The sequence below is a fragment of the Pseudonocardia sediminis genome, assembly GCF_004217185.1.
Taxonomy (GTDB): domain Bacteria; phylum Actinomycetota; class Actinomycetes; order Mycobacteriales; family Pseudonocardiaceae; genus Pseudonocardia; species Pseudonocardia sediminis.
Genome location: NZ_SHKL01000001.1, coordinates 5828202 through 5845481, shown reverse-complemented (window position 1 = coordinate 5845481; position 17280 = coordinate 5828202). Strand labels below are relative to the sequence as shown.

The 17280-nt window shown below is 74.0% G+C and carries 17 protein-coding genes; 9 read left to right on the top strand and 8 right to left on the bottom strand.

Annotation, left to right across the window (positions count from 1 at the left end; translation table 11 throughout):
* The first annotated feature begins 79 nt into the window (after window positions 1-79).
* The 5 genes from EV383_RS27385 (at window position 80) to EV383_RS27365 (ending at window position 3411) form a co-directional block, all read left to right on the top strand.
* Window positions 80-799 (top strand): SRPBCC family protein, encoded by a 720-nt coding sequence (locus EV383_RS27385; protein WP_130292596.1) that lies wholly within the window; start codon window positions 80-82, stop codon window positions 797-799.
* A gap of 93 nt (window positions 800-892) precedes the next feature.
* A complete protein-coding gene (locus EV383_RS27380) occupies window positions 893-1909 on the top strand; it encodes a P1 family peptidase (protein WP_130292595.1) in 1017 nt (338 codons plus the stop codon).
* Window positions 1906-2211 carry a hypothetical protein gene (locus tag EV383_RS27375; RefSeq protein WP_130292594.1) on the top strand — a complete coding sequence of 102 codons (306 nt, stop codon included), beginning with the start codon at window positions 1906-1908 and terminating at the stop codon, window positions 2209-2211. The genes EV383_RS27380 and EV383_RS27375 overlap by 4 nt, the downstream gene beginning before the upstream one ends.
* Window positions 2212-2222: 11 nt before the next feature.
* On the top strand, window positions 2223-3101 hold the full coding sequence (locus EV383_RS27370) for a polysaccharide deacetylase family protein (protein WP_130292593.1): 879 nt from the start codon (window positions 2223-2225) through the stop codon (window positions 3099-3101).
* Between the two features lie 28 nt (window positions 3102-3129).
* Window positions 3130-3411 carry a hypothetical protein gene (locus EV383_RS27365; protein WP_130292592.1) on the top strand — a complete coding sequence of 94 codons (282 nt, stop codon included), beginning with the start codon at window positions 3130-3132 and terminating at the stop codon, window positions 3409-3411.
* Window positions 3412-3559: 148 nt separating this feature from the next.
* Here the strand turns inward: EV383_RS27365 and EV383_RS27360 are convergent, their stop codons facing one another.
* The 3 genes from EV383_RS27360 to EV383_RS27350 form a co-directional block, all read right to left on the bottom strand.
* On the bottom strand, window positions 3560-4003 hold the full coding sequence (locus EV383_RS27360; protein WP_130292591.1) for a PepSY domain-containing protein: 444 nt from the start codon (window positions 4001-4003) through the stop codon (window positions 3560-3562).
* A 100-nt stretch (window positions 4004-4103) separates the two neighbouring features.
* Window positions 4104-5390 carry a sensor histidine kinase gene (locus EV383_RS27355; protein ID WP_130292590.1) on the bottom strand — a complete coding sequence of 429 codons (1287 nt, stop codon included), beginning with the start codon at window positions 5388-5390 and terminating at the stop codon, window positions 4104-4106.
* A gap of 4 nt (window positions 5391-5394) precedes the next feature.
* Entirely contained in the window at window positions 5395-6081 is a 687-nt protein-coding gene (locus tag EV383_RS27350; protein WP_130292589.1) for a response regulator transcription factor, read from the bottom strand.
* A 103-nt stretch (window positions 6082-6184) separates the two neighbouring features.
* Here EV383_RS27350 and EV383_RS27345 point away from each other — a divergent pair, with 103 nt between their 5' ends.
* The gene (locus EV383_RS27345; protein ID WP_130292588.1) at window positions 6185-6628 is read left to right on the top strand and encodes a hypothetical protein; all 444 of its coding nucleotides are present in this window, start codon (window positions 6185-6187) and stop codon (window positions 6626-6628) included.
* Window positions 6629-6646: 18 nt separating this feature from the next.
* Here the strand turns inward: EV383_RS27345 and EV383_RS31470 are convergent, their stop codons facing one another.
* A complete protein-coding gene (locus tag EV383_RS31470; protein WP_165438176.1) occupies window positions 6647-6823 on the bottom strand; it encodes an RGCVC family protein in 177 nt (58 codons plus the stop codon).
* Window positions 6824-7094: 271 nt separating this feature from the next.
* Here EV383_RS31470 and EV383_RS27340 point away from each other — a divergent pair, with 271 nt between their 5' ends.
* The 3 genes from EV383_RS27340 to EV383_RS27330 are packed head-to-tail and all read left to right on the top strand — an operon-like array spanning window position 7095 to window position 8277.
* Window positions 7095-7358: a hypothetical protein gene (locus EV383_RS27340; RefSeq protein WP_130292587.1), complete on the top strand. Its 264-nt coding sequence runs from the start codon at window positions 7095-7097 to the stop codon at window positions 7356-7358.
* On the top strand, window positions 7355-7744 hold the full coding sequence (locus tag EV383_RS27335; protein WP_130292586.1) for a hypothetical protein: 390 nt from the start codon (window positions 7355-7357) through the stop codon (window positions 7742-7744). The genes EV383_RS27340 and EV383_RS27335 overlap by 4 nt, the downstream gene beginning before the upstream one ends.
* Window positions 7741-8277 carry a hypothetical protein gene (locus EV383_RS27330; protein WP_130292585.1) on the top strand — a complete coding sequence of 179 codons (537 nt, stop codon included), beginning with the start codon at window positions 7741-7743 and terminating at the stop codon, window positions 8275-8277. Before EV383_RS27335 ends, EV383_RS27330 begins: the two co-directional genes overlap by 4 nt.
* On the opposite strand, the gene sbnB is transcribed toward EV383_RS27330, so the two are convergent.
* From sbnB to EV383_RS27310, 4 genes are read right to left on the bottom strand one after another with little or no spacing between them, the layout of a single operon-like run.
* Entirely contained in the window at window positions 8268-9317 is a 1050-nt protein-coding gene (gene sbnB / locus EV383_RS27325; protein ID WP_130292584.1) for a 2,3-diaminopropionate biosynthesis protein SbnB, read from the bottom strand. The genes EV383_RS27330 and sbnB overlap by 10 nt on opposite strands.
* A gap of 1 nt (window position 9318) precedes the next feature.
* A complete protein-coding gene (locus tag EV383_RS27320) occupies window positions 9319-10287 on the bottom strand; it encodes a TauD/TfdA family dioxygenase (protein WP_130292583.1) in 969 nt (322 codons plus the stop codon).
* Window positions 10287-12764, bottom strand: a complete 2478-nt coding sequence (locus tag EV383_RS27315) for a non-ribosomal peptide synthetase (protein ID WP_130292582.1) — start codon at window positions 12762-12764, stop codon at window positions 10287-10289. Before EV383_RS27315 ends, EV383_RS27320 begins: the two co-directional genes overlap by 1 nt.
* A 29-nt stretch (window positions 12765-12793) precedes the next feature.
* Entirely contained in the window at window positions 12794-16918 is a 4125-nt protein-coding gene (locus tag EV383_RS27310; RefSeq protein ID WP_242623337.1) for a Pls/PosA family non-ribosomal peptide synthetase, read from the bottom strand.
* Window positions 16919-17280 lie beyond the last annotated feature (362 nt).

Genomic DNA, 17280 nt, shown 5'->3' with positions numbered 1-17280 from the left:
TGGGCGCCCGTCCGGGGTCTCCCGGGCGGGCGCCCACTCGTTTTCGACCCTTTCCGCCCCGACGAGGAGGCAGTAACAGATGCAGCTGGAGAACAAGTTCACGATCGCCGCGCCCATCGAGGAGGCGTGGGCGGCCCTGAACAACCCGGAGACGGTGGCCCCCTGCTTCCCGGGCGCGACGCTCACCGAGTACGAGGACGACTCGTTCACCGGCACGGTGAAGGTCAAGCTCGGCCCGATCTCGCTCACCTACAAGGGCAAGGGCACCTACATCGACCGGGACGACGCGAACCACAAGGTCGTCATCGACGCCAGTGGCCGCGACGCCCGTGGCAACGGCACCGCGAAGGCCAAGGTCACCGGCTCGATGGTGGCCGCGGGCCCGGACAAGACCGACGTCACGATGGTCACCGACATGACCGTCACCGGACGTCCGGCGCAGTTCGGCCGGGGCGTCATCTCCGACGTCGCGGACAAGATCATCGGCCAGTTCTCGTCCTGCCTGGCCGACAAGCTGAACTCCGGTGAGGCCAACGGCTCCGGCCCGAAGCACGCCGCCGACGAGACGTCGCCGATCCCGGCCGTCCCGCCGCCGCCGGGTGGGCAGCCGGTGACCCCGGCGACCACGACGCCGACCTCCACCGGCCCGCGCAAGCCGGCCCCGCAGAGCAACCCGGTCGAGGCCATCGACCTGCTCGACTCGGCCGGTGCCCCGGTGCTCAAGCGCCTCGGCCCGGTGCTGGGTGCGGTCGCGGCGCTCGTCGCCGTGTTCCTGATCATCAAGCGGGCGCGTAGCTGAGCCACGGCACGTCCGTTTCGGAACGGGCCGGCCCCTCGCGGGGCCGGCCCGTTCCGTTTCCCGGGGCCGCTCGCGCGGTGCGACGATGGGCCCATGCGTGCCGGCGAGCGGAACTGCCTGACCGACGTGGCCGGACTGCGGGTCGGGCAGGCCGCGCTGGACGGACCCGGTGCCCTGAGCGGCACCACCGTCGTCCTGTCCCCGCCGGGTGGCGCCACCGGCGGCGCGGACGTGCGCGGCGCCGCCCCGGGCACCCGGGAGACCGACCTGCTCTCCCCGTCCGCGACCGTCGACCGGGTGCACGCGATCGTCCTCAGCGGGGGCAGCGCGTACGGCCTGGACGCCGCGACGGGGGTGATGGCCCGCTGCGAGCGCGACGGCGAGGGGTTCGCGGTCCCGGGCGGCGTGGTGCCGATCGTGCCGTCGGCGGTGCTGTTCGACCTCGGCCGCGGGGGCGACTTCACGGCGCGTCCCGGCGCGGACCTGGGGGCCGCGGCCTACGACGCGGCCTCGGACGGCGCCGTCGATCAGGGGGTGAGCGGCGCGGGCACCGGTGCCGTGGCCGGAGGGCTCAAGGGCGGGGTCGGGACGGCGAGCGTGGTGATCGACGCGGGCTACACCGTGTCCGCACTGGTGGTGGTCAACGCCGTCGGGTCCGGGGTGGACGCTGCGACCGGTGAGCTGCTCGGCGTCCGGTCCGGTCTGCCCGGCGAGTTCGGCCACGTCCCGGTGCCCGGTCCGGGCGGTGCGGAGGCGCTGCTCGCCGCCGCGGCCGCGCACGCCGGTTCGACGAGCGCCGGGACCGCGACGTCGCTGGTGCTCGTGGCCACCGACGCCACCCTGGACAAGGCGGGCTGCGGGCGGATGGCGACGATGGCCCACGACGGGCTGGCGCGGGCGATCCGGCCGGTGCACACCGTGATGGACGGCGACGTCGCGTTCACCCTGGCCACCGGCACCCGCCCGGCCCCGGACCTGACCGCGACGTTCGCCCTGCACGCCGCGGCCGCGGACGTCGTGACCCGCGCCGTCGTGCACGCACTGCTCGCGGCGGAGCCGGCCGGGGGACGGCCGTCCTACCGGTCCGTCCTGGCCGGGGCGGTGAGATGACGGCCGACCCGTGGGGCGGGATCCCGCGCCCGCCGCGGCCCCCGGCCCCGGTCGATCCGGACGAGCTGCGGGTCCTCGGCCTGCGACGGCGCACCGCGGTCGCCCGGGCGGTGAACGAGGTCAGCCGGGGCGTCCACGTCCGCGCCTTCGAGTTCGGCTGGACGGTGTCGACGGTCTCCGGCCACATCTGCGTCTGCCACACCCTCGACCACCTGCTCGACGTCACCGCACGCCCCGAGGACGTCCGGATGCTGCGGGCCACCGCGCTCGCGGCGGCTGACGGGGCGGCCGGCGGGGCCTAGGGTCGCGCAGCATGGCCAAGGAGATTTTCGTGGCGTTCGGCATCGACGTCGACGCCGTCGGTGGGTGGCTGGGGTCCTACGGCGGGGAGGACTCGCCGGGTGACATCTCGCGCGGCGTGTTCGCCGGGGAGGTCGGGGTGCCGCGGCTGAACCGGCTGCTGGCCCGCTACGACCTGCCCGCGACCTGGTTCTGGCCCGGTCACTCGATCGAGACGTTCCCGTCGGAGTTCGACGCCGTCGTCGCGTCCGGGCACGAGATCGGGGTGCACGGGTACTCGCACGAGAACCCGATCGCGATGTCCCGGCAGCAGGAGTCGGACATCCTCGACCACTGCATCGACCTGATCACCGACCGGGCCGGGGCGCGACCCACCGGCTACGTCGCGCCGTGGTGGGAGTTCTCCCGGGTCACCAACGAGCTGCTGCTCGAACGCGGCATCACCTACGACCACTCGCTGATGCACCGCGACTTCGAGCCCTACTACGTCCGGGTCGGCGACTCCTGGACCCCGATCGACTACGACAAGCCGGCCCGGGAGTGGATGAAGCCCCTGGTCCGCGGCGAGGAGACCGACCTCGTCGAGATCCCGGCCAGCTGGTACCTCGACGACCTGCCGCCGATGATGTTCATCAAGACCAGCCCGAACTCGCACGGTTTCGTGAACCCGCGCCACATCGAGGAGATGTGGCGCGACCAGTTCGACTGGGTGTACCGGGAGTCCGACTACGCCGTCTTCACGATCACGATCCACCCGGACGTCTCCGGACGGCCGCAGGTGCTGCTGATGCTGGAGCGTCTGATCGAGCACATCAACGCCCACGACGGCGTCCGCTGGTCCACGTTCGACGGCATCGCCCGGGACTTCCTGGCCCGCCGGCCCCGCACGTGACGGCCGGTCGCCCGACGGGATGCGGCTGATGTGCGGAGGCTGCGGCGGCCCGCCGCCGGACCCGGACGGTGCCCGGGTCGCCGGGCCGCGACGACGGGCGGCGGTGGCGCGGGCGGTCAACGCGGCCCGCGGGGACTCCGCGGTCCGGGCGATCCCGGGCGGGTGGACGGTCTCCGGCCGGACCGGCCGTGTGACGGTGGCCCGGACCCTGGACGAGCTGCTCACGGCCGCCACCCCGCCCACCGCCGCCACCCTGCCCGCCGCTGCCATCCTGCGCAGCGCAGCCCTCACCGCCGCCGACTCCGCCTGAACGAGCGGCACCCCCGTCGGAAAGGTTCCGACGAGGGTGCCGCTCGCTGCACGTGTGCAGGCCCGCCCGGGCCCGGCGCCGGCTGAACCAGCGGCACTCCCGCCGGAAAGGTTCCGACGGGAGTGCCGCTCGCTGGGCCGGGGGAGGGTCAGTCGTCGGCCCGGTCGTCGTCGCGGTCGTCGTTGTCGTCGCGGTCGTCGCCGTCGCGGAGGTCGTCGGTGTCGTGGTCGACGACGGCGCCGGTGGCCGAGTCGACGTCGACGTCGTGCTCGGCGGTGCCGTTCGTGACCTCGACCTCCCAGACCCGGCGGTCGTCATCGTCGTCGTCGAGCTCGGTGGAGTCGGTGATCCGGCCGCCGCCGACACGCTCGAGGGCGATCCGCTCGGCGGTGGCGCGGTCGATCGCGGGAGCGGCGCCGGGGGCCGGGGCGCCGGGCGCGGTCCCGTCGGCCGGGGTGGTGCCGGCGGCGGTGAGCGAGACCGGCGTCGCGGGGGTCTCCGAACCGGCGCCGAGGGCGAGGGCGGTGCCGCCGCCGAGGGCGAGCAGTCCGGCGGTGGCGACGGCGGCGAGGGTGAGGGAGCGGGCGGCCATGATGTCCTCCGAGGGAGTCGGTGTCTGTCGGTTCCTGCTGACACCGATGACAGTGCCGCCCGCCGCCTCAACGTCGCGCTGCATGATCCCTAACGCCGTCTTAGGACTCGGGACGCTGCGGGGCGCCGAGGTCCAGCACCACCCGCAGACCGCCCTCGGGTGGCCGGTCCAGCGTGAGCGCGCCGGAGGCCTGGTCGGCCGTGCGACGGGCGATGTCCAGGCCCAGGCCGGTCGACCCGCCCCCGCTGACGCCCCGCTCGGCGGCCGCGGCCCCGGCCGGCAGGCCGGGCCCCGAGTCGGCGACGACCAGCCGCGCTCCGCCCTCACGGCGCGCCACCAGCGACACGGCGAACGCGGTCCCGTCGGGGGTGTGGGCGAACACGTTGCCCAGCAGCGCGTCCACACAGGCCTCCAGGTCGCCCTTGCCGATCGCGACCGGCAGCGGCCCGTCGGCCACGTCCACCCGCACCTCCCGCTCGGTGTCCTCGGCCAGCACCGCCCAGAACGCGACGCGGTCGGAGACGACGGCCGCGGCGTCGCAGGTCGCGGCGTCGGTGCCGCGCCGGCGCGCATGCTCGATCGCGCCCGTCACCGCGCGCTGCACCCCGTCGACGCCCTCGGAGATCCGGGCCGCGTCGGCCGGGTCCCGCAACGACTCGGCGTCCAGGCGCAGCGCGGTCAGCGGCGTGCGCACCCGGTGCGCGAGGTCGGCGACGTTCTCCCGCTCCTCGCGCAGCAGCTCCGAGATCCGTCCCGCGAGCCCGTTCAGCGCCCCGGCCACGATCCCCAGCTCGGCCGGGGCGGCGGCGTCGGCGCGGGCGGCCAGCTCGCCGCGGGCCAGCCGGTCGGACACCTCCGCGAGGTCGGTCGTGGCGTCGACCAGCGAGCGGGCCAGCCGGTCGGCCAGCAGCAGCCCGCCGGCGAGCAGCAGCAGCGACAGCCCGGCCAGCAGGAGCCAGGACCGTCCGACGCCGCGGGTCAGCTCCGCGTCGGGCACCAGGATCCGGATCGCGCCGCCCGCCCCGGCGGAGTCGCGGACCGCGAACACGATCTCCCTCCCGCCGGCGACGTCGGTGGACGCGCTCGTCCCGCGGGCACCGAGCTCGACCAGCGGGGTCCGCGGGGCCGGGGTGCCGAGCACCCCGCCGTCGGGGAGGTACAGGGTGACGTCGGCGACCGTCGTCGCGTCCACCTGCGCGACGCTCAGGTTCAGTGCGGCCCGGTCGGCGGTGGCGACCAGCGGCGTCAGCGACTGCGCCTCGGCGGTGGCGGTGCCGACGGCCCGGTCGATCGCGACCGTGCGCACCAGCAGGGCCAGCGGCACCGCGAACGCGACCAGGACGAGCAGCATCATCGCCCCGACCAGGGTGAGTATCCGGCGACGCACGGCCCTATCCCCCCGTGGGTGCGCTCAACCGCACCCCGACCCCGCGCACCGAGTGCAGGTAGCGGGCGTTCTGCGCGGTCTCGCCGAGCTTGCGGCGCAGCCACGACAGGTGCACGTCGACGGTCTTGTCGGCGCCGCCGTAGGGCTGCTGCCAGACCTCGGTGACCAGTTCCCGCTTGCTCACCACCTGCCCCTCCCGCGAGGCCAGGTAGTGCAGCAGGTCGAACTCGCGCGGGGTCAGCTCGACCGCGGCGCCGGCGAGTGTGACCTGCCGCCCCCGCGTGTCGATCCGCAGGTCCCCGACGACGACGGCCGGGTCCGGCTCGGCCTCGACGGCGCGGCGCAGCACGGCCCGGATCCGGGCGTCGAGCTGGGCGGCCCCGAACGGCTTGACCAGGTAGTCGTCCGCACCGGCGTCGAGAACGGCGACGATCTCGGCCTCGTCGTCGCGGGCCGTCGCGACGATCACCGGCACCCGGGAGACGCCGCGCAGCATCTTCAGCATCGCGGTGCCGTCGAGGTCGGGCAGGCCGAGGTCGAGCACCACGACGTCGGGGCGGTTGCCGACGGCGCCCTCCAGGCCGGCCATCGCGGTCGGCGCCGAGTCGACGGCGTGCCCGCGCTCGCCCAGACCGCGGATCAGTGCACCCCGGATCGCGGGGTCGTCCTCGATGATCAGAACCTGCGCCACCTGCAGGACCGTAGGCCACGCGGGCGCGGGTCCGCGGCGACGCGGGGCGATCTTGGGGCTCGCTTAGCCCCGCTTTAACCCGGCACGGGCGCATGCTGGGCCCATGTCGCGCCGATCCGCCCGTACCGGGGTGCTGCTGGCCCTGTGGGTCGCCGCCGCGGCCGGTGCGCTGCTGCTCGGCCTCTCCGCCGTCGGGTCGATCTCCAGCGGCCTGACCGGCGGGGCGTCGTCACCGCCGCTGAGCTCCGGGGAGATCGAGGCCCGTCTGGCGCTCGCCGCCCCGGCACCGCCGAGCGCACCGCCCGCTGCCCCGCAGCAGGGCACACCGGGCGTGGTGCCCGCCGGACCGGCCGGGACGGTGCTCGTGCGCTGCGTGGACGGGGTCCCGTCGGTGGTGTCGGTGAACCCCGCCCAGGGGTACGAGGCCGGCGACGACGACCGCGGGCGCACGGTGAAGCTCGAGGGCGATGACATCGACGTCTCGGTGGCGCTGCGCTGCGACGGCGCCCGGCCCGCGGGCACCGTCACGGTCGAGCAGGACGACTGACCTGCACGTCCCGCACGGTCAGACCTTGCAGACGCAGCCCCGGTCGGTCCGGGCGGAGGCGTTCGAGGCCGAGCAGAAGCGGCGGCCGATCGCGTCGTGGTCGGCCCACGGGTGCGGGCACGACTCGCAGATCGGTCCGGTGTCGGACTCCACGGCGGTGGATTCCAGGGTGTCGTGCTGGGGTGCCGACGTCATGCCGGTGTCCTCGGTCCTCGGGGCGCCGTGCGTCCCGGACTGGGCGGAAGTCGGGAACGACGGAGCTCGGTCGCCCGCGTACGGAGAGGTCCCGACGCCTCCGACGGTACGCGCAGCGGTTTCAGTGCGCCGTTCCGCACGGTCCGTGCCACCGTGGAGGGGAGACGGCGACGGGCCGCACCGGAGGTGTGCGCCGGATCGCCGATCACCCCCTGGCCCCCGGGGAGCACATGCAACGCAGTACCCGCCAGTGCCCCGGAAGGGACCCTTCATGACCAGCAGCACCGGACAGACCACCACCGGCACCACCGACATCCGCGAGTTCGGCCACGAGCTGTGGAGCTACCTGACCGGCAAGGGTGCCGTCGTCGAGTACGCCTTCGACAACCTCTCGGTCGAGGTCCCCAAGACGACCGGCCCGGACTCGCCCCGCGCGACCTGGAAGATGCACGGCACCGTCCGCGTGCGCACCAGCGACAACGACAACACCGGCTCGGTCACCAAGCCCGCCGGTAACGGCAACGGCGCGGCGTGACCGCCGGGCCGGCCGGCTGGAGCGTCGACGCCGACCTGACGATCAGCGTGGACGCCGGCCCCGGTCGCGGTACGACGGCGCACGTCACCGGCTCCGGCCAGGACCTGCACGTCCGCGCCGAGCGGCCGGACCTGCTCCTGGCCGCCGCCGGCGGGACGGCGAGCGGGCCACTGGCCCGTGAGCTGTCCGCGGCGGGGCTGACGGCGGAGCTGCACGGCCCGCGGGGCCGTGTCCTGAGCCTCGACCCCGGCCGGACCAGCCGCCTCGGCGCCCTGGTGTTCGCCAGCCGGCACGTCGTCGTCGACAAGGGCGGCTGGCGGGTGCTCGCGTCGTCGGTGTGGCACCGCGCCCGCGCCTCCCGGTCCCGGCCGGGCCGGTCGTCGTGAGCACGCCCCGTCCCCCGGCCGCTCCGGCGCAGGGCCGGTGGATGGACTCGCCGTCACGGCTCAACGCGTTGCACCGGATCAGCGCCGTCGTCCTCGGCGTCGCGGTGGGGGTCTTCGGGGTGCTCGGGTTCGTGAACCGGCTGCCGTTGTTCACCACCGACGGCGCGCCGGTCCTGGGCCTGAACTCCAACGGGCTGCTGTCGGCGATCTCGCTGGTCGCCGGCGTGGTCCTGCTGACGGCGGGCGCCTACGGCCGGTTCACCGGCCGCCTGCCGTCGCAGAACCCGTACAACAGGGAACGGCACACCGACGTCGACGCCGAGCCGGGCTACCTGCCGACGGTCTACCCGCACCCCGACGACGCGGCCGCCGCGCGGGCTCTGGGCGATGCGGAGTCCGCGGTGTCCCGCGGCGTCGCCACACCCGAGCAGCTGGCCGGGGTCCGGGCCGCGGCCGGGAACCGCCGGCACGAGGACCGGGTCACCAGCTGGCGCACCGGCGCGCACCGGCGGGACGCGGGCGATCAGCCGTAGCGGCGGCGTTCGTGGAAGAAGTCGTCGACGACGTGCAGGGCCCCGGACCGGGCCGTCTCGTCGTAGACGTACTTCCCCACGGCCAGGTCCAGGACGCCGAGGCCGAACGGTGAGAACACCACGGTCCGGTCCGCAGGCACCGTGACCCGCCCGGACATCACGTCGTCCAGCGTCCCGTCCAGGAAGTCCCGGTTGCCGGTCCGCTGCTCGACCAGGTGCGGCGACGTCTCGGCCTTGAGACAGTGCTCGACGTCGTCGACGAAATTTGCCGACTCCAGCAGGATCTCCGGCGCCAGGTCGCGCAGCGACACGTGCAGCACCAGCGGGTGGTGGTCGAACCACGCCGTCTCGGTGACGTGCGGGGTGGCCGCGACGGTGGCGAACACGACCAGGTCGGACGAGCGGATCAGCGACTCGGCGCTGTCGTGCACGGTGACCCGGGCCGTCGTGTCGGTCCCGCGCAGGTAGCCGCCGAACCCGGCGGCGCTGTCGGCGGACAGGTCGTGCACGCCGATCTCGTCGAAGGAGAACCCGGTCCCGGCCAGGAACGTGTGGATGTAGCGGGCGATCAGGCCCGTCCCGACGAACCCGACGCGGACCGGCCGGGCCCGGCCGCGGCTGAGCCGGTCCGCGGCCAGCGCCGCCGACGCCGCCGTCCGGGTCGCGCTGATGATCGAGCTCTCCAGGACCGCGAACGGGTAGCCGGTGTCGTGGTCGTTGAGGATCAGCACGGCCGAGGCACGCGGGATCCCGGACGCCACGTTGCCCGGGAAGCTGGAGATCCACTTCAGGCCGTCCACCCGGACGTCGCCGCCGATCGAGGCGGGCAGCGCGATGATCCGGGAGGTGGGCCGGTCGGGGAACTTCAGGAAGTACGACGGCGGGTTCACCGAGTCCCCGGCGCCGTGCAGCCGGTAGGTGGCCTCGACGAGGTCGACGATCTGCTTCTCGCGTCCCTGCAGGGCGGCCCGCACCTGGGCCCCGGAGATCACCGAGAACGGCGGCGGGGCGAGCGGGGCGGTCGGTTCGGTCGTCGTCATCTCAGACCACCGTCCGGATCGGGTCGGCCATCGCGACGAGGACCTCGCGGTCGCCGGTGAAGGCCTCGCGGCTGTGCGCGGTGGCGATGTTGTCGACGAGCAGCAGGTCGCCGGCCTGCCAGGGCTCGCGAACGGTGTTGGCCTCGTAGACGTCGGTCAGCAGCTGCACCACGTCGTCGCCGATCGGGTCGCCGTTGCCGAAGCGCGTGGTGAACGGCAGCCCGTCCTGGCCGTAGACCTCCACGAGGTACTCGCGGACCTCGGGCGCCATCGTCGCCTCGTTGAGGAACGCGATCTGGTTGAACCAGCAGCGCCGCCCGGTGAGCGGGTGCCGGACCACCGCGCCGCGCCGCTGCGACGTGCGCAGCCCGCCGTCGGGCTGCCAGGCGAAGTCGATCGCGTTCGCGCGGCAGTAGGCCTCCACCGCGCCCCGGTCGTCGGTGCCGAACGCCTCGGCGACGGTCGCGCCGATCTCGTCGTTGTAGCTGCGGGTCAGGAGCCAGCCCTCCCGCTCGAAGCGGTCCACCAGCGCCGGCGGCAGCGCCTCGAGGACGGTCGCGGCGTCGGCGACGCCGGTCGCGCCGCCGCCCGCCGGCGCCTGCAGGCAGGCGAACATCATCATGCCGGGGACGTCGAGGGCGTAGCTGAGCTCGTGGTGCATGCACATCGGCTGGTTGGCCGGCCACGTCGAGGACGAGTAGACGCCCTCGGCGTAGACCTCCCGGGACGCGAACGCCTCCCGCTCGATCATCAGCGAGTCGGCCAGCCCGCGGAAGACGTCGGTGACGTCGGCGGCGTCGCGCAGCCCCAGGCCGCGGACCAGCACCGACCCGTACCGGGCGACGACGGCCCGCACCCCGGCGCGGTACTCGTCCCAGCCCAGGCCGCGGATCGAGTCGGCGGAGAGCATCGGCGGCCGCCCGGGGACGAGGTCCACGTCGAGCAGTGAAGCGGCGGAGGGGGATGTCATCACGGTGTCCTCTCGAGCTGTTCGGTGGTGCTTGCGGAGCGGCTGTCGACGAGCGCGGCGAGGTCGGCCAGGACCGGGTGCGCGGTGATGTCCTTGAGCGAGACGATCCGCTCCATCGCGATCGCCAGCTTCACCGCCGAGAGCGACGAGCCGCCCCGGTCGAAGAAGTGGTCCTCACGGCCGATCTCGTCGGCCCCGACGCCGAGCACGGTCGCGAAGGCGGTCGCCAGCCGCACCTCGGTGGGCGTGCCCGGGGCCGTGTGGCCGGTCTCGGCGGTGCCGAGGTCCGCGGCGAGCGCGGTCAGGGCCTTGGTGTCGATCTTGCCGTTGGCCGTGAGCGGCAGAGCCTCACGGAAGTGGAACGCGGCCGGGACCATGTAGACCGGCAGCGACGCGCCGAGGCGCTCGCGCAGGACGTCGACGTCGATCGTCTCCGGGCCCGAGTAGAAGGCGACCAGGTGCCGGCTGCGGTCGGCCCGCTCGGCGACGACCACGGCGCCGTCGCGGACGCCGGGGACCCGCAGCAGCGTGTTCTCGATCTCGCCGATCTCGATCCGGAAGCCGCGGATCTTCACCTGGGTGTCGCGGCGGCCGAGGAACTCCAGCTTGCCCTCGGGCAGCCAGCGGCCGTGGTCGCCGCTGCGGTAGAGCCGCTCGCCCGGGCGGTGCGGGTCGGCCGTGAACGCCGCCCGGGTGCGCTCCGGGTCGTTGACGTAGCCGCGGCCGACACACACCCCGGAGAAGACGATCTCGCCGGGCGCCCCGAGCGGCACCGGCGCCAGGTTCTCGTCGACGACGTAGAGGTGCACGTTGTTCACCGGCGGGCCGAGCGGGACCCGGTCGCGGTCCGGCGCCCGGTCCATGACCTCGTGGTTGGTGTCGTCGGAGGTCTCGGTCAGGCCGTAGGCGTTCGCCAGCCGGATGCCGGGCCGGGCGGCGAACCAGCGGGTGGTGAGCTCCTTCTTCAGCGCCTCCCCGGTCGTCGAGACGCAGTGCAGGTCCGGCAGCTCCCGCGGGTGGGCGTCGAGGTAGGACAGCACCACCTCGAGGTAGGACGGCACCAGCTGCAGGACGTTGACGCGACGCTCGGCGATCCGGTCGACGAACCGCGCGACATCGAGGATCCGCTCCTGCTCGACGATGACGGTCCGCCCGCCCACCAGCAGCGCGGACACCAGCTGCCACAGCGAGATGTCGAAGCACTGCGGGGCGGTTTGGGCGACGACCTGGCCCTCGCCGATCCCCAGGTCGTCGATCTTGGCGTAGAGGTGGTTGACCATGCCCGCGTGCTCGCACATCGCGCCCTTGGGGCGGCCGGTGGAGCCGGAGGTGAAGTAGATGTAGGCGAGCCGGTCCGGGCCGATCTCCAGCCCCAGGTCGGTGTCGTCGTGGGCCTCGCGGCAGGCGTCGCCGACGAGCAGTGCCCGGGTCCCGGGCAGCTCCTGCAGTGCCGCGTCGAGGGTGTCCGTGCTGCCGGTCTCGGTCAGCACCAGGCGGCACCCGGCCTGCGACAGCGTCGTCGCGATCCGGTCGGCCGGGAAGTGCGGCTCGATCGGCAGGTAGGCCCCGCCCGCCTTGAGGACCGCGACGACCGACGCCGCCCAGTCCAGGTTCCGCTCGGTCACCACCGCGACGGCGTCCTCGGGGGCGAGGCCCCGGGCGAGCAGCGCCCGTCCGATGCGGTTCGCCCGGGCGTTGAGCTCCCGGTAGGTCCAGGAGTCGTCGCCGTGCACCACCGCGACCGCGTCCGGGTGCGCGGCGGCCCGCTGCTCGAACAGCTCGTGGAAGCGGGCGTCGGGCAGCTCCCGGCGCGGCCCGGCGAGCCCGTCGATCTGGAACCGCAGCTCGTCGGGGGAGAGCAGGCCCTGCCCGTCGCGCGGTGCGTCGGGGTCCGCGGCGATCTGCGCGAGGGCGGTGAGGTGGTAGCCGGCGATCCGGGTGGCGGCGTCGGCGTCGAGCACGTCGGTCCGGTAGCGCAGGCGCAGCACGGGCCCGTCGTCGCTCGGGGTGACGCCGAACCGGAGCACGGTCGTCGCGGCGAGGTCGCCGCCGTCGCCGGTCGGGTCGAACTCCGTCTCGAACGGCCATGCCGCCACGTCGAGCTCGCGGGCCAGGGCCTCGATGTCGACGTCGGAGTGGGCCAGCAGCTCCGACCCGACCCGGTGGGCGTCCTGGAGCAGCTCGCGCCACGGCCCCGGCCCGGCGACGAGCCGGCAGGGCAGCACCTGCCCGCCGGTCACGTAGCCGGTGACCACCTCGCGCTCGCCGGACAGTGCCGCGAGCACGGCGGCGTGCGCGGCCAGCAGCGCCGACTCCGCGGCCCCGGACTCCGGCGACTCCGACATCGGGGGCAGGCGTGTCGCGTGCTCGGCCACACCGGGCCTCGGGGTGAGCGTCCAGCGTGGGATCGCGGTCGACCCACCCGCGGTGAGCACCTCGCGCCAGTACGCGCGGTCGACCTCTGCCGGCGTCGCCATCGTCGTCCTCCTCGCTTCTGCGCGTCCCGTCACGCCGCGGCGTGGCGGGCCCCCGCGTCGTGTGTGGGTACCGCGAGCTCACCGGCGGGGTTCCCGCCCCAGGACGTGCCCGACGGAACGTCCTCGCCTTTCATCAGGAAGGAGTCGGCGGCCAGCACCGCGGCATTACCGATCGTCACGCCGTAGTGCACGAACGCCCCGACCCCGAGCGTGACGCCGGCGCCGATCGTGGTGCGGTCGGACTTGAAGGCGCCGTCCTCCTGGGAGTGGCACTGGACGATCGTCCCCGCGTTGAGGGTGGCGCCGTCGCCGATCGCGGTGAACGAGCGCTCGGTGAGGAAGCAGCCGTCGTCGAAGACCCGGCGCCCGATCCGGACCCCGAGCAGGCGCCAGAGCACGGTCTTGAACGGGGTGCCGTCGAAGGTCTTGAAGTAGGTCTCCGACGGCACCTTCCAGGCACGCTCGTGGCGCCAGAACACCGGGTCGTAGATCGAGCAGCCGTCCGGGGCCAGGGTCTGCAGCACGTCGACGGCCCGCTCGACGGCCACGTAGTAGACGACGGTGAACGCCAGCGTCGCGACCGGGATCGCCGCGTAGGCCGCCGCGCCGTAGGTCGCGGCGAGGTCGGACGCGCCGGAGGCGATCAGCAGGATTCCGAACAGGTGCATCCACCGGACGACCAGCCGCAGCGCGATCGTGACGGCGTTGTGCCGGTTCTTGCCGGCCAGCCGGCGCCGCATCTCGTCCGGGGGCAGGTCGAAGCCGGTGTCGCGGTCGACCGAGCGCGGGATCTCGAAGCTGGGCGAGCCGAGCAGGCCGACCCCGGTCCGCACCGGCCCGTCGATCGGAACCATCACCTTCGTCGCGAGCAGGCAGTTGTCGCCGGTGCGGCCCTGCGAGGGGTAGGCGATGTGGTTGCCGAGGAAGTTGTCCGCCCCGATCGACGTCGGTGACACCCGGAACGACGAGGCCGAGAAGTCGGCGTTGACGATCGACAACCCGTCGGCGACGACGGTCGCGTGGCCCACCGAGCTCAGGAACGGGCTCTCGTGCTGCACCGCCATGCCGAAGTTGGAGCCGGTCTGCACGACCGGGGACAGCCTGTAGCCGATGGCGCCCAGGTAGCCGGTGATGAACGAGCTGTCGCCGAACAGCTCGGTGAAGAACTTGCGGTTCGTCATCTTCGCGATCAGCCGGTGCGCCCAGTAGTGGAAGCCGTAGAGGCGGTAGGTCCGGTCCGGGGTGAGGGTCGGGGCGAGCACGCGGGGGACGGTGACCATGAGCAGGAACGTCAGCAGCGCGCCGCCGAAGAACAGCACGGCGGAGGCGAGCAGTGCCTCGGTGTAGAACGCGGTGCTGGTGAACGCGGGTGCGGTCCGGTCCAGGAGCGCCGCGAGCTGCGGGACCTCGGTGAGCGCCAGCGCCACCCCGCCCAGCACCAGCGGCAGCGAGACGACCAGCAGGTTGACCAGCTGCACGACCGCGTAGAGGACCCGGCGCGGCGTCCCGCACGGCTCCGGGACGAGCGAGCGGTAGTCACTGTCGGTGTGCTGCGCGGGCGAGCCGTGCCAGCTCTGCCCGGCCGGCACCGCCTGCCCGGTCTGCAGCGACGAGGTGTGTCCGAGCAGGGCGCCGTCGCCCATCGCGGTGCCGATGTCGAGCACCGTCTTCTCCCCGACGACCACGTCCGCGCCGAGGGTGACCGCGCCGATCTCGATGACGCCGTCGTGTGCCCGGTAGCACGAGACGAAGGAGTCCTTGCGGATCACGGTGCCGTCGCCGACCGTCAGCAGGTCGGTGCACACGGGCACGTTCCTGGAGAAGATCGCGACCCCGCGGCCGACGTCCGCGCCGAGCGCCCGCAGGTAGAACGTGTAGATCGGCGAACCGAGGAACAGCACCAGCGGGTTCGACCGGACCAGCGTCCGCACGATCCAGAAGCGCAGGTAGGACATGCTCCAGACGCGGATCCGGGCGGGTGCCCACCGCCCGACCAGCGCCCACTTGAGCGCGATCGGCAGGGCGCACACGCCGGTGAAGCCCACGACCCCGGCGGCGAGCGCACGCAGGTACTGGTCCAACAGGCCGACGCCGGCGGAGACCCACTCGTAGCCGCGCAGGGCCAGGACCGCGGCGAGCGCGGAGTACCCGAGGTAGAACAGCAGCTGCAGGGCTCCACAGAGGACGAACCGGGGCGTGCCGACCGGTTCCGGCAGATCGAGCGGGACCGCCGGTGCCGACGCCGCGGGGCCCGCCGTCGATGCGGTCGCGGAGCCGGGGCCGGCGAGCGCGGTGGCCAGGCCCCGGATCGTCGAGTGTGCGTAGACGTCCTTCATCGACACCGGCGGGAGGTCGACCCGCTTGCGCAGCCGCGCGCAGAACCGGGCCATCGTCATCGAGTCCGCACCGAGGTCGTCGAAGAAGTGCGCGTCGGCCGTGACCGGCGTGCCCAGCACCTCGCCGAGCACCTCGAGCAGGCTGCGCTCGGCCGGGCTGGAGCCGTCGTCGGCCAGGGCCGAGGCCAGCGCCCGCACCGACGGGTACCGGTAGACGTCCTTCATCGACACCGGCGGCAGGCCCGGGTGCCTGCGGGCCCGCGCGCAGAAGCGGGCCATCACCATCGAGTCCGCGCCGAGGTCGTCGAAGAAGTGCTGCTCGGGCGGCACCCGGGTCATGTCGAGGACGTCGGCGAGGACCTCGCCCAGCGCGGCCTCGGTCGTGGGCGCGACGGCGACCGGCGCGGGTGCGAGTGCTGCGGCCGGCACGACCGGCAGCGGCGTCGTCAGCGCGGGCTCGACGCGGTCGTCGCGGGTCTGCGTCCGTCCGTCGACCCGTCCGCGGTACTCCAGCTCGCCGTCGGCGTTGACCACGCCCAGGTCGCCGGTCCGGTAGATCCGCCCGGAGGGGTTGCCGGGGATGCCGAGGAAGTCGCGGACGAAGACCTGATCGGTGAGGTCGTCGTGGTTGAGGTAGCCGCAGGCCAGGCCGATGCCGGCGATCCCGATCTCGCCGACGTGCCCGTGCGGCAGCGCGCGGTACGGATCGCCGACGTCGAGGACCACGGTGCTGTAGGTGGGCAGCGGGATCCCGATCGTCGCCGGCCGGTCCGGCCGGAGCTCGGACCAGGTCGCGGTCACGGTGGCCTCGGTCGGGCCGTAGACGTTGAGGAACCGGCGCCCGGGCCGGTGCCAGCGGGCGATCGTCTCCGCGGGGGCGTCCTTTCCGCACATCAGCAGGAACCGCAGGCCGGGCAGGTCCTCGCCGATCGTGTCGAGGACCTCCGGGACGGTGCACAGCGCCGTGACGCGCCGGTCGGCGAGGAAGGTCCCGAGGTCGTCGCCGAGCAGGGCGGGCCCGGCCGGGCGGGGCACCAGCGTCGCGCCGCTGACCCACGGCACCCAGATCTCCTCGACGGAGAAGTCGAACGCGATCGCCATCCCCTGGTAGACGCGGTCGGTGGGGCGGAAGCGGTAGATCTCGGCGGCGACCTTGACGAAGTTGCAGATGCTCGCGTGGTCGATCGCGACGCCCTCCGGCCGCCCGGAGACCGACGCGTAGCTGATGTAGGCGAGCGGGTTCTCCCGGGTGCCGCGGTCGGCGTCGAGGAGCCGGCCGGGGTTCATCTCCTCCAGCAGCCGCTCGAGCAGGTCGACGTGGACCAGGTCGGCGCCGCTCGCGGTCAGCAGCTCGATCTGCGGCACGCGTCCGGCCACCCGCGACATCGACAGCACCGTGTGCGCCCGGGAGTCCTCGACGATGTAGGCGAGGCGCCCGGTGGACGACGCGACGTCGAGCGGGACGTAGGTCGCCCCGATCTTGAGCACGGCGAGCATCGCGACGTAGGAGTGGGCGGCCGAGTCGAACAGCAGCGCGATCCGGTCCCCGCCACCGGCCCCGCGCAGGCGCAGGTAGCGGGCGAGCCGGTTGGCCCTCGCGTCGAGCTCGGCGTAGGTCAGCGACAGCTCGTCGGAGTCCACCGCGAGCCGGTCGGCCCGGCCGTAGTCGGAGATCCAGTCGCAGTGCCGCTCGAAGAGCTGGTCCAGGCGCTCGTCGCGACGCACGCGCCAGCCCTGCGCCTCGTGCTGGTCGACGAGCACCAGGTCGGACACACGCGCAGGGGGGATCGGCCGCTCGATGTGCTGCGGCACGGACACGTCGCCTCCCCCGAGCGCGGGGCCGGCGACGGGCACGTCCTGCCGGTCGGCGCTCGCGCAGAGGCTGGCAGCGGCGTCCGTGCTGGTCAACGGCGTTCTCGCGGGGCTCGGCGGGCCGGCATGAGCGGACCCGGGACGTCCCCCCAGCTCACCGGTGTGTGACGGCCGTCCCACCGTCTCCGCGGACGCGGCCGGGCGCCGGCCGGAATAGCCAACCTTGACGATGGTCATGTCCGCCCGCTCCGTCCGTCCCGCTGCACGGATCGAGCATCGCCGGGTGCGGGCCGCCGGTCGCCCGGGCAGCCCCTACGACGTGGGGCGCAGGCACCCGGGGGTTGTCCCTACCCGGGAAAGGGGGACGG